The 8,290-nt window shown below is 69.2% G+C and carries 7 protein-coding genes and 1 pseudogene; 5 read left to right on the top strand and 3 right to left on the bottom strand.

What is annotated here, in order from left to right:
• The first annotated feature begins 80 nt into the window (after positions 1–80).
• On the top strand, positions 81–224 hold the full coding sequence (locus JL475_RS37370; RefSeq protein WP_202282672.1) for a hypothetical protein: 144 nt from the start codon (positions 81–83) through the stop codon (positions 222–224).
• A 248-nt stretch (positions 225–472) separates the two neighbouring features.
• On the opposite strand, the gene JL475_RS37365 is transcribed toward JL475_RS37370, so the two are convergent.
• The gene (locus JL475_RS37365) at positions 473–667 is read right to left on the bottom strand and encodes a hypothetical protein (protein ID WP_202282671.1); all 195 of its coding nucleotides are present in this window, start codon (positions 665–667) and stop codon (positions 473–475) included.
• A gap of 31 nt (positions 668–698) precedes the next feature.
• Positions 699–1,406 (bottom strand): integrase, encoded by a 708-nt coding sequence (locus JL475_RS37360; protein WP_202282670.1) that lies wholly within the window; start codon positions 1,404–1,406, stop codon positions 699–701.
• A gap of 515 nt (positions 1,407–1,921) precedes the next feature.
• Between JL475_RS37360 and JL475_RS37355 the strand changes: the two genes are divergently transcribed.
• The 3 genes and pseudogenes from JL475_RS37355 to JL475_RS37345 all read left to right on the top strand — a co-directional run bounded on the left by JL475_RS37355 (position 1,922) and on the right by JL475_RS37345 (position 5,160).
• Positions 1,922–2,326, top strand: a complete 405-nt coding sequence (locus tag JL475_RS37355) for a hypothetical protein (RefSeq protein ID WP_202282669.1) — start codon at positions 1,922–1,924, stop codon at positions 2,324–2,326.
• A 635-nt stretch (positions 2,327–2,961) separates the two neighbouring features.
• Positions 2,962–3,416: pseudogene (locus JL475_RS37350) on the top strand (ISL3 family transposase); the annotation flags it as partial.
• Positions 3,417–3,705: 289 nt separating this feature from the next.
• Positions 3,706–5,160 (top strand): hypothetical protein, encoded by a 1,455-nt coding sequence (locus JL475_RS37345; protein ID WP_202282668.1) that lies wholly within the window; start codon positions 3,706–3,708, stop codon positions 5,158–5,160.
• A gap of 581 nt (positions 5,161–5,741) precedes the next feature.
• Here the strand turns inward: JL475_RS37345 and JL475_RS37340 are convergent.
• Positions 5,742–6,737 carry a helix-turn-helix transcriptional regulator gene (locus tag JL475_RS37340; protein ID WP_202282667.1) on the bottom strand — a complete coding sequence of 332 codons (996 nt, stop codon included), beginning with the start codon at positions 6,735–6,737 and terminating at the stop codon, positions 5,742–5,744.
• 407 nt (positions 6,738–7,144) lie between these two features.
• On the opposite strand from JL475_RS37340, the gene JL475_RS37335 reads away from it, so the two are divergent.
• Positions 7,145–7,855 carry a hypothetical protein gene (locus JL475_RS37335; protein ID WP_202282666.1) on the top strand — a complete coding sequence of 237 codons (711 nt, stop codon included), beginning with the start codon at positions 7,145–7,147 and terminating at the stop codon, positions 7,853–7,855.
• The last annotated feature ends 435 nt before the right edge of the window (positions 7,856–8,290 follow it).

The raw sequence follows: 8,290 nt of genomic DNA, 5'->3' as shown, positions 1-8,290 counted from the left end.
TCTGACGCCAGGTCACCATCGCGCCGCCCAAGCATCGTCACGCACCGCAACCATTACGTTGCCGAGAAGACCTCAATGACGTGCAGGAACACGGCAATCAGAAGGGCACCAAGCCCCGCACCTCGAAGAATGAGGACGTCAGCAGGCCGAGTGAGAAGACCTCTGGCGCCGATGCCGTCGTGAAGAAGGCACGGGACAACAAGGTGGCCAACATGAAGGCATGACGGCGTGCGTGTTCCGCACCGGTCGTGCGGACACGCAACCCCACAACGCACACCGCGGTGAAGAGCCGTTCTGACAACACCGCAGCCAGCAGGCCCGACCCCCGCCGACCGCGGCCCGGGCCGGCCATGGCGGCCGGGCACCCCGCCGCCGGCCCCCATCGACCCGGACCTGTCCAGCGCGGACATCCGCATCGGGTACGCCCGCTGCTCGACCCTCGGCCAGGAACTCGACTCCCAGCTCGACGCGCTCAGCGGGCGACGGCCCCGCAGTACGGGCCCGTGCCGTGCTCGTCGTACGCGGGACCGTCCGGGTCCTCGCGACGGCGCTGGTTCTCCACCCTCGGGTCCACCATGAGCTTGGTGAGTGAGTCGTGCCAATGGGCCAGCTCCTCGGCCCGGCCGCGTAGGGCGGCGGCGAGTTCGGTCAGACCTGTTGGGTCCAACGGGTCTGACCGGGTCTTACCTGCGTAGACATCAGGTGAGACCGGCGGAGGCGTTGTCGTCCCATCCGTCGTCGCGCTGCATGTAGCCGAGCATCGAGCGGGAGTGGCGGGCCCAGCCGCCCTGGTCGGCGATGGCGATGCCGTCGCGGCCGTTGCGGCGGGCGACAGAGGCCAGGCCGATGCGCAGGGAGTGCCCGGTCCAGGCGATGGGCACCCCGGCCCGCTCCGAGATCCGCTTGACGGCGCGGGTGACGGAGTCGGGTCCCATGCCGCCACTGATGTGGCCCCACCGGTCGATGCCGACGAACGCCGGCGCCGACGGGTCGGCCCACCGCTGTCCGTGCTCGGCGGCCAGCCGGGTGCGGTAGGCAGTCCACGCGCGCACCGGGCAGATCTCGGGATCGTCGGCGTAGCGGATCTTCGCGTTGCGCACGGAGTGCTTGGTCTTGCCGGTGAGCACGGCGACGACCAGGCCGCGCGGGTGCAGGGTGACGTCGCCGGTCAGCAGTCCGGCCGGGTCCTGGGAGCGGGAGGCGTAGTGGAAGCCGGTGAGGACCAGGGCCTTGTCCCGGTCGCCGGCGAGGGTGTCGGGGCAGGCGCGGGCGATGGCGCGCAGTCCGTCGATGTCCGCGCCAACCGCCTGTCCGCGGCCGCGCCGTTCCCCGGCCTGCAGGAGCTTGACCGCCAGGCCCTCCAGCGCGGCGCGGGCCTCGCCCTGGTCGTCGCCGGAGACCGTCACGCCGCGCTGATGATCTGCGGGGTTTTGTCGGTGGTGGTTCGGCATCGTGATGTCAGTGCGGGAGATACGGGGATTCTGCAGGTCAGTTCGTTGCCGTGCGGGTTTCGGGTGGTGACACGGATGCCGATCCGGGGCTGACGTTTTTGGTGATGGTGCGGGTCAGTTGGTTGCCGGTCGGTATGGCGCGGGGTGTGTTGTCGCTGGTCAGGGCCGTGGTGGCAGGGGTTGGGTGCCGACACCACCAGGGAGGCATACGTGGCGAACACGACCACCGGACCCTTCCCATCACGTCCCCCACCGGGCCCACTGGAACGGGCCGCGCGTACAGCTCGGTTCTGTACGTCCCCTGCGCGTAGGGAGAACCTGGGCCCTGAACGAGGGAAGGCGAAGCCATGGCATCAGGGCTGGGACCGGTGTGGCCGCAGTGCAAGATTCTGAGCCGGCGTGTCCTGCCCCTGGTGGACCAGGAACCACGGCATCGAGCGAGGCGGCACGAGACCTTTCACCGGTGGGGCATGGATGCCGACCGTGGCGACCGGCTACTCACGGCGCTCGCCGCCCTCGCCATACGCGCGGTCACCGCTGACGCCGTCGCGTCCGGCAAGCCGTCCACGCCCGAGACCCTCCATGCGATACCTCTGTCCGCCGTGGCCGAAGCGGCGACGTCCAGGGCGGACTACGAGTTCCTGGCAGGCACGGCGGACCACGTTGCCGCCGACGACCCCGTTGAGGATGCCGTACGTGTCATCCGCCTGCTCTCCTGCGGGAGCAGGGAACAAGGGCCTCGCTGGATGTTCTGCATCAGCCGGGAGCTTCACCGGGCCCTGGTCATCCTGATCGATCGTTCGCCCAGACCGGCCCCGCAGTGCGGCGCTCTCAGCCGGTGGAGCGACACGGCCGACCCCAACGCCTATGACTGACCGCACCTTCACTGATGGGCGTCATGCATTCTTCATCAGTGGTACGTCATTTACTTCCCCTGGCCTGGCGTCTTTGTTCTGGGAGTTTCTCCTTTAGGTATCGTCAGACCAATGAAAGGAGCTATCGTTTGGCGGGTAAATCGGCTGATGGGCGTCACTGGGTTGTCAGTCGGGTGGCGTCATGGCCTGTCACCGGTCGCGGACGGTTGAGCTGCGGTTTTTGCACGGCGCCTGTCGTTTGCGTGGTGACCGTCGATGTCGTTGTGCTGGGTCAAGGGCGTGTCGTGCGTGTAGGCGCCCTGGGTCGGCGGCGGGCTCCGTCTATGCGTCGTCGCCGACTGTCCGGGGTCTGGGGTTTTCCACCGCCCCCCGGTGTGCTCCGCCTCCGCCGCCCGCAGCGTCCCCGTGATGATGACCTGCGGGGAAGTGTCGGTGCCGGATCGGCGGGGACACCTGCGAATCTGCGTCTCCATGTCACCGGTTTCTGTAGTGGTGACACCAGTGCCCTCCAGCGCTGGTGTCAGGGCGGTGAGCTGGGGGTTCGCCGTGCGGTGTGGGGTGGTGGTGACCTCGGGGTGCAGATTTTGCGGTGACGGCTCGTGAGGTTGCTGCAGGTCGCGGCGTGTCCTTCCGGTGCAGATTCGCAGCATCTCTGGCGCAATCTGTGCGAGAAAGTCCAACTTGAGGTCCGTGCCCACACCGGCTGCCGCGCCACCATCAACCCGCCCCGCCCCGGCGGAGTCCGCGAGCAGACCACCCGCGAACACTGGAACAAGATCCACGATCTCCTCGGCCAGGGCGTGAGCCTGCTCGACTGCTCCCGCCGCCTGGGCCTGGCCCTCAACACCATCAAACGCTACGCCCGGATGCCCGAACCGCAGGCCCTGCGCATCGCCCCTGCCCACCGGCCTACGCTCGTCGACCCCTACCGCGACCACCTGCGCGAACGGCGCCAGGCCGACCCCGCCATCCCCGTTCCCCAACTGCTGCGAGAGATCCGAGAGCTGGTTACACCGGCAGCGCCAACCTGCTGGTCCGCTACCCCAACCAGGGCCGGGCCGAAGGTGACCGCCCCGTCACCATCCCCCGCCCACGCCAGCCCCGCGACCTGCAAGTTCAGGTTGAAACGAGCCCATTGGGAAGCGGTGTATTCCCAGGTGGTTCGCTGACATGAAGCCGAGAGATCGCACCGGGTGCCCCACCGGCGCCCGGGCCGAAGCCGCGTGCACCGTGGGTCACACGATCGTCTTTTCGCCCACCTGATACGTGGTTGTGACATCCGCTTCAAAAGCCTGCTGTACTCTCTGGCTTTTTGACGATCTTGTGCGTGCGGGTGTGTAGCGGTCCGTCCGCTTCCCGCGGCCGAAAAAAGGGGCACGATGAAGACCGTGAGATGGGCGGTCGCCACTGCGGTGGCGGCCGGGCTGTTGGCGGCTTGTGGCAGCGGTGGTACGGCGGGGGAGAGCGGCTCGGACGGTTCCTCCCCGGAGGTTTCCGCATCCCCGAAGCCGTCGGTGAAGGCACCGGAGAACTTCGACACCTCCAAGGGCTGGCACGCGTCCCTCGACTGGCTGCCGAAGGAGAACTCGGAGGTGGCCTCCCACCCGCCGGTGGGGGCCGCACCCAAGGCCGGCATCGTCGCCTTCCTGCAGCGCAAGGGCCAGGGCTACGTCGTCGAGGCCCGCGACGCGGCCACCGGCGAGCTCCGGTGGAGCAGCCGGGAGTGGCAGCCGCCGGCCCCGACGGACAGTGGGAAGGCCGACGCGACGCCCCAGCCGGCCCCGCAGCTCCTCGTCGTGGACGAGGACGGCCGGGAGTACGTCGCTCTCTGGGCGTACGGCAAGAACGAGACCGCCCCCGGTAACGCCTCTGGTGACGCCTCCGGCGAGGGTGCCTCCGACGAGAAGCCAGGTGCGTTCTCCCTCGTCTTCTACCCGGCCGACTCCTCCGGGAAGGAGGTCGCCCCCGCCCCCGCCGTCACCGTCCCGGCGGACGCCGACAGCGGCCGGGTGGTGCACGACGGAGGGAACGGGGTCGTGGTCCGCTGGACCCCTCCGTGGTCGGCCGGTAGGGACTCCGCGACGATCGACATCTCGGACAACCGTGTCCAGACGTACGAGGACGACCAGGTGGAACTTCCCCCCATCTGCGAGAACAAGGGGTGGGACAGCTGCCGGGGCAAGGTGGCCGGGCTCTCCCCCGACGGCCCACTGGTCGAGCGCAGCATAGGCAGCTTCGGTGTCGGCGACACCTGGCTGTCGCGTGACGCCATCCCACCGGGCACCCGCAAGCACAAGCCTGAGGACGACGGCCGTGTGTGGCAGATCCTCGGTGACCACGTCGTCTCCTCCTGGAGTCCGACCACGGGCGCGGCGGGCTGGGGCGCGACACCGGTGATGGCCGTGCACGACCTGAAGTCCGGGAAACTGGAGATGTCCACGGTGTGCGACACGGGGGCCGGGCCGCAGAACGTCCCCTCCCAGTCCGCCCTGTCGCCGAACGGCCGCTACGCCGTCGCGGGCACCCTCGCCCTGGACTTCGAGCAGGACAAGGCGCACTGCCTCGTCGAGCAGGACGACCAGTCGGGCGGGATGAGCGACGACGACCGGGGCGTCCACCTGGTGTCCGTCGGCGACGACGGCATCGCCTACGGCTACCGGAACGGCGACGCGGCGTCCGGGAACGTGCCCGTCGCGGTTCCGCTCGACACCGGGAAGATCCAGGTGCTGCCCGAGGCCACCGAGATCCCGTTCCTGTCGTTGCCGGAGGTCGGAGGGTTCGCGCTGCCCGTGGACGGCCCCGGACGGCGGTTCGTCTTCCACCCGCGTCGCTGACGGGCCCCGGACACGGTGGGCCCGGCCGGTCCTCCCGGATGGTCTCCAGATCCTTGCCGATGCCCTCGAGGGTGTGGCCCGGGTCCGCCAGGTACGGTGCGACCGCGTCCGCCTTGAACCCGGGCGAGTAGGCCTTCCTCACCATAAGAGATCCCTTCTGCCCGGCCCCTGACGGGGCCGGGCAGGAGGCGTCTACCTCTCGGGGACAGGTCTTCCTGGACACCACTGCCGGTCTCGCCGCCACCCTGGCCCGTGTCGCCGGCGCCTTGCGAAGCCTCACGGCAGGCCAGTAGGACCCGCACCCAGCGGGTTGTCGGTGCCCTTCGGAATTGCGATGTGTCGGGTTCGTGTCAGTGAAGTGGTCGGCAGTCGCCAGCGGCTGCTTCCCGCCGTCTTTCCCGCTGGTCACGGTGGGGTATGTGACGGTCCGCCGCTGACACCGGGGTGACACCGGTACCGGATTCCACTGTCATGAGGCGATAGACCCCCAGGTGGTCTGCCGACATGAAGCCGAGAGGCCGCACCTGCCCCCCGGCGGTCACGTCCGCTGGTGGACCGCGGGGGGCGTGCTGGTGGGCGAGTCAGCTCAGCCAACCCCGCTCCGTGGCGCGGACGGCGATCTGGAACCGTGATTCGGCGCCGAGCCGTTCGCCGATGTCGGCGATGAGCCGCCGCACCGTCCGGGTGGAGACGCTCATGCACCGGGCGACCGCCTCGTCCTTCGCGCCTTCGGCGAGCATCCGCAGGACCTCGTTCTGCTGGGCCGTCGGCCTCTCGTCGGCCGGCTCGGGATCCTCACTGAGGCAGCACCCGGCGGCCCAGCGGCGGTCGAAGAGGTCCCGTGCCGCGGCCATCGGCCCCGGGGCGCGGAAGGTGAGGGCACCGGCACGGTGGTCTGCCGGGTCGAGGGCCATGAGCGTGTAGGAGTCGTCGACTACGAACATCCAGGCGGGAAGCGTCGGCACACTCCGGACGGTCACGCCCTTGGCGTTCATCCAGCGCACGCCCTCCAGCACGTCGGGCGTCGACCGGACCGAGTCCAGGACGATGAGCCGTACCTCCGCACCTTGCTCCACCGCACGCACCGCCAGCCGGTATGCGGGCTCGTAGGTTTCGGCGGCCAGGCCGGGTGCCGGACCGGCCGCGGCAAACAGCCGCACGCAGGTCTTCACGTCCTCGGCCACCTGCTGCACGGCCTCCCACGCCTCGGCCTCGCCCAGGAGCACCGCAAAGTCGCGGCCCCGGTCGTGCGGTGCCGTTCCGAAACGGGATGCCAGCTCCTCCACGTGGGCACGGGCCGCCACCACGGCGCGCGAGCGGGCGGACGCCTCCGCCTCGGCCCGGGCGATCAACGGCGCGAACCCCACGGCCGGGCTCACGGCCCGGAAGGCGCCCGCCGCCTCGACAAGGGGGCGGACGAGTCCCAGCGCCCGCAACCGTGCGAGCCCGTCGCACACGTCCGCCACCGGCACTCGCAGATCCGCGGCAATCCCGTCAGGAGTCGCACCTCCCGGCGAGAAGAGCACCGCCTGGTACACCGCGCCGCACGTCTCGTCGAGTCCCAGACCGGACAGCACCCGAGCCCCCCCTCCCCTGGGCGGTACGACCCGTCGCCGCGCCACCCGACCACCTGCTTTTGATCAACTCCCCTACTTTCGCATGCCTTTGACGTGTCCTGTCCCGAAGGGGACATGACCACTGGAGGACAGCTTCCCTGCTGGTCGCAGGCCTACCGGTCCGCCTAGGTTGATCAACGCCGAGGAGCCGCTCGGTCCGTGTGCTGGCCCGTACCTGGGCGTCATCCCGCCACCAGCCCGGCGGTCGAAGTTCTTCCGGAGTCAAAAGAACTTGTCCCGCTCGGGGTCAAAACATCCTGTCCCGGAAAATCCGGCAGAAGCATCAATAAGGGAGTTATTCCACCGTGCGACTGAACACTCGAACCGCTCTGTCTGCAGTTCTGCTGACGACGACACTGGTTGTTTCCATGTCGGCGTGCCAGAGCGAAGGGAGCGGCTCCCAGAGTAAGTCGGAGGGCTCTGCATCAAGCGCACAGGACGCGGGCGCCTCGAAGGGCGACAGCGGCGGGAAAGACGGCTCGTCGGCCGACTCTGCCGGGGGCGGCAGCGCCACCGGGAAGGGCGGCAGCGAGGACTCCGGTTCTTCCGGCGGCACGGCGGACAACTCGCAGCAGGTGGCGCTGCCCCTGCCCGAGGGGGCGAAGGTGACCAGCGCCGAGGCTCCGGAGGGAAACGTCCTCATGCTGCGCTACAAGCCGAACGGGCCCGTGAAAGAGGCCGAGAACACGTACGTGAAGCAGCTCATGCAGAACGGGTACGAGACCCACGACGGCCCGATGTCCCGAGGAAAGCAGATCGTGAACATCGGGGTGGACGGCGACACCCTGCAGATATCCCTCACCTACCCCGACGCGGCCCCGCCGCTTCCGCCGAACGTGCAGCTGCGCGGCGTCGCCAGCCAGACCGACGACACGCTCGTCTTCGTCTACGGCAAGGCCGCGAACGAGAAGGATTCGCTGGTCACTTCCAAGACCTACGCGGACCGGCTCTCCGCTGCCGGATGGAAGGTCCCCGCGGGCGGCACCACCGCCAGCAAGGGGCAGCAGAAGATCCAGTTCGACACCTCTGACAAGCAGCAGCTGAGACTGATCGTTTCCCTCCCCAGCTCCGTCGGCTGAAGCCGGTTCCTGCGGCCGAGGCGTGATGCGTCTCGGCCACCACGCCTCACTGAGTACGGACAACCCGCACGCGCTGGCGACCCGGCTGACCAGAACCACCACCGGGCCGACGGGCGCCGCGCACATCCGTGACAGCCTGGCCCCGGTCGGCCTGCTGCCTCGCATCCTGCGCTCGACACGGCTGCTCAACTCGCCGTCGCGGAGGAGCCGTACGCGGCGCTCTGGCGGTCCTGGAACGGCCAAGACTGAACTGCTCCCCGGATTCGATAGGGACTCGTTCGGCGGCCCCTCCACAAGATTTTCAGTGGCCTTCTAGTAGGGCTTGGTTAGGTTGGGGCGGGTTCGGCATGTCGGGTCGGCTTCAGGGATCTTCGGCAGGTCGGGCACGTCCCGGCCCAGCAGGCCAGCAGGAACTGCAGCCCGGCCACGACCTGG

Origin of the sequence: Streptomyces sp. M2CJ-2 (assembly GCF_016757295.1) — a bacterium.
Lineage (GTDB): Bacteria > Actinomycetota > Actinomycetes > Streptomycetales > Streptomycetaceae > Streptomyces.
Note: the sequence above shows the minus strand (reverse complement) of the source record. Positions and strands in the feature narration are given on the sequence as shown.

Coding starts and splice junctions, on each gene's coding strand:
- JL475_RS37355 (WP_202282669.1), top strand. CDS start 1,922: ATGGATGCCGACCGTGGCGACCGGCTACTCACGGCGCTCGCCGCCCTC.
- JL475_RS37335 (WP_202282666.1), top strand. CDS start 7,145: ATGTCGGCGTGCCAGAGCGAAGGGAGCGGCTCCCAGAGTAAGTCGGAG.
- JL475_RS37345 (WP_202282668.1), top strand. CDS start 3,706: ATGAAGACCGTGAGATGGGCGGTCGCCACTGCGGTGGCGGCCGGGCTG.